Below are 2,803 nucleotides of genomic sequence, written 5' to 3'. Positions count from 1 at the left end.
GGAGTTCTAAAAAGTGATTATGAATTCAATAGATTTTTAACACGTGGAAAAAATAGCGTTCAAACTGAATTTATTTTGCTTTGTTTTGGTTACAATATTAACAAATTACATTCAAAAATACAAAATGAAAAAACTCAGAATCATCTTCATGAATTGAAACCTACTGCCTAATTATGGAATAAATTAACTAGGCTTATTTTAGTGTGCTTAAAAATCAGAATTCTTTAAATAATTAATATTGTATTTCAAATATTTGGAGATTTGCTGGCTTAAACCGAAAAGGAGCATCGCTCCTGATTAAAATTTAATCATTTTGCGACACTCCCTATTTTATGCCATGTAATATAGCATTTTATATTTAATCAACTATTTAAAATTTGTACCACTCCATGACCACCGTCAACTATGACTTTATCTCCGGTTTTAAGCTTTGTAGTAGCATTGCCACATCCAACAACAGCTGGAATACCAAGCTCTCTGGCTACTATAGCAGCATGGGATAACGGTGCTCCAATGTCAGTAATTATTGCTGAAGCCTTAGGAAAAAGAGGTGTCCATCCAACATTAGTAGTTGACGCAACTAAGATTTCACCTTTTTTAAGATTTTCTCCTTCCTCAGGATTTGTTAAAATACGCACAACTCCTTCGATTTTTCCTGATGCTCCTGCAAAACCTTTAAGAGTTTCAGAATCTTGTGCAGTAATAGGCATAGATTCATCATAGTAATCAACTCTTCTATTAGAATTTTTTACCCATTTAAAGGGATCAAATCTTCCTCGAATAATTGATGGTAATGGTGGAAGTGATTTATATTTTTTATAATTTTTCTTTCTAACTGCAATATGATTTAATGCTAAGTCATTTCCTGAAAGCAAATCTAAAACTTCATTGATGTAAAGAAAAAATATATCATTTCCTATGCCTGTAAGTTCCCTAGCTTTTAGTGCAAAAGCACGATTAACTCTAAATGCTCTAGTCCATTCTGAACGAACAGACTCTCTAAGACGAGCTGCTTCAGCCACTTTTACAATTTTCTTTTCAAAATTATTAGCTTCTTTAGGAAAATTTTCTTTTAATCTTCTGAGAGCTTCTTCATATTGATCATGCTGTTTATTAAGAAGCTTTTCTACATCTGTGTTTGAATTCTTAAATTCGTCTATCTGCTTTTCAAGCCAAGTTTCATCTTCTCCAGGATGAGGTATGGATAATTCAAACTCATGTGGACCACGATGTCCGTATTTTATTCTGTATTCTTCACGATTCATTTCTCCAGTTATAATCTTTGATATACCAATAATAGGTCCAAGGCTCTCGAGTGATGAATCTCCTCTAAAATTAGACATAAGTGTATTTGTATCTTCAATTCCTGCTACTTTTATTAACTCATCCTTTAATTTATTAGCTATGATCATTTTTCTTCCACCAGCAAGTGCAATCCACAAAGCCTTAAAATTAAAAGGTAGAATTTCAGTTTTCCATAAATCAATTAATTCTTCTTTTGTCTTTACTTCTTTAATAGTTTCAGTCATCCTCCTACACAAATTTGGAGATTCATTCAAATGCTCTGGAATTTCCTTAGAAGCTTTAATAATATTTTTTAAACGATGTTTTAATTTTGGAGCCATCCCTTTTATCAAGCCTAGTTTTGAAAATGGATAAATAGGAATTTCTATTTCTTCAGGCATTTGACCAAAGACTTCACTCATTGTTTTTATTAGACTCTTAATATCTTTGCCGAAGGCAGGGTATAAAGACAATGCATAACTGATGTTTGTATATGCTCTTCCACAAATGTTGCCTGAAAATAAATAGTATCCAGGAATAGTCATTTGTTCTTCATCTAAAGCCCTTATTATAGACCAGCTTAGGGGAGTGAAAACATCAGACATTGCTTCTCCAACATTAGTATTGGTCCAGAGGAAATCCCCATCCAAAGTATCGTTCCATTCATATGTATCAGGATTACCAGTTATCAAGGTTGTAATAGGTCTTGCTTGTAATATATATAATTTTCCATTTGATACTGCCCATTCAATATCTTGATGAGCACCATATTCTGTTTCAAGTTTAGATGCATATTTATATAACTCTGAGGCATATTTCTTAAATTCAGGTGGCCCCTCATATTTTCTTTTGGGCCTCATAATATTAAATGGATATGCATTTGCTTCTCCTGATACAAGCTGTTCTCCTAATCCAAATACAAAATTACCGGTCATGCTCTCGTGACTGCCTGTAATTGGATCAGCAGTAAATAATACTCCTGAAATTTCAGACTGTATCATAATTTGAATCACTACCGCTATCTGATGAGATTGATCCATTCCTTGAACTGAACTGTACGCTTTTACTCTTTCTGATTCTCTCGAGCTAAAAACTTCATATATTGCGCTTTGAATTTCTTCATCTGTATTAACATTTAAAACTGTTTCAAATTCTCCTGCAAAAGAAGCTTGAGCAGAATCTTCACTTAAAGCAGATGATCTTACTGCAAATAAAACACTTTCATTATCTTTTCTAATTTCTTTTAAATAATGTTTGATTTTATTCCAAGCATCCTCATTAAGATTATTCTCATTAAAAGCGGATGGTAAAATCACAAATCCGTCAGGAACAGGATATCCTGCTTGAAACATTTTTGATAACATACATCCTTTTCCGCCTGCAAGTGATTGGAGTTCAGGGGTTAATTCTTTAAAGCTTTTGATCATATCCAACATTTTAAATACCTCCTTGTATAATCTAGTTGTAACATTTGATAGAAAACTATTTATCTTTCTAACGAACATTACACCTCTTATTA

At 32.6% G+C, this 2,803-nt stretch carries 2 protein-coding genes; one reads left to right on the top strand and one right to left on the bottom strand.

What is annotated here, in order from left to right; translation table 11 throughout:
- Positions 1-171, top strand: a 171-nt coding sequence (locus tag ACJDTP_RS27225) for a transposase (RefSeq protein WP_406762982.1), incomplete at its 5' end; no start/stop codon positions are given.
- A 191-nt stretch (positions 172-362) separates the two neighbouring features.
- Here the strand turns inward: ACJDTP_RS27225 and ACJDTP_RS27220 are convergent.
- Positions 363-2,720: a PEP/pyruvate-binding domain-containing protein gene (locus ACJDTP_RS27220; protein ID WP_406762981.1), complete on the bottom strand. Its 2,358-nt coding sequence runs from the start codon at positions 2,718-2,720 to the stop codon at positions 363-365.
- Between the last annotated feature and the right edge of the window lie 83 nt (positions 2,721-2,803).

Origin of the sequence: Candidatus Clostridium helianthi (genome assembly GCF_045310795.1) — a bacterium.
GTDB lineage: Bacteria > Bacillota > Clostridia > Clostridiales > Clostridiaceae > Clostridium > Clostridium helianthi.
Note: the sequence above shows the minus strand (reverse complement) of the source record. Positions and strands in the feature narration are given on the sequence as shown.

Coding starts and splice junctions, on each gene's coding strand:
- ACJDTP_RS27220 (WP_406762981.1), bottom strand. CDS start 2,720: ATGTTGGATATGATCAAAAGCTTTAAAGAATTAACCCCTGAACTCCAA.